The following is a 361-nucleotide window of genomic DNA, read 5'->3' on the forward strand; positions in this document are numbered from 1 at the left end:
CGTGGTATAGGCGAAAATATCAGCAATTTCAATCTCTTTGGACAGTTCTTTTCGGATCATGGAAACTAAACGCGTGGCCAATAAACTATGACCACCCAATTCGAAGAAATCATCATGAATTCCTACTCGTTCTACTCCTAAGAGATTCTGCCAGATTACGGCTAATTGTCTTTCTGTTTCATTACGTGGTGCTACATATTCTTTACTTGAAAGCTCAGAACCATCCGGATGCGACAATGATTTCTTATCCAGCTTTCCATTAGAAGTTAATGGCATCGTATCTAAAGTCACCCATAATTGGGGAACCATATACTCAGGCAGGCTTAGTTTTAATTGTTTTTGTAATACTTCTTTATCGAAA

At 38.2% G+C, this 361-nt stretch carries 1 protein-coding gene; it reads right to left on the reverse strand.

Going from position 1 to position 361, the window contains the following annotated elements:
• Positions 1-361, reverse strand: a 361-nt coding sequence (locus ACHRWY_RS27605; protein ID WP_395359236.1) for a phosphopantetheine-binding protein, incomplete at both ends; no start/stop codon positions are given.

The organism is Flavobacterium sp. FlaQc-48 (assembly GCF_044007335.1).
Classification (GTDB): domain Bacteria; phylum Bacteroidota; class Bacteroidia; order Flavobacteriales; family Flavobacteriaceae; genus Flavobacterium.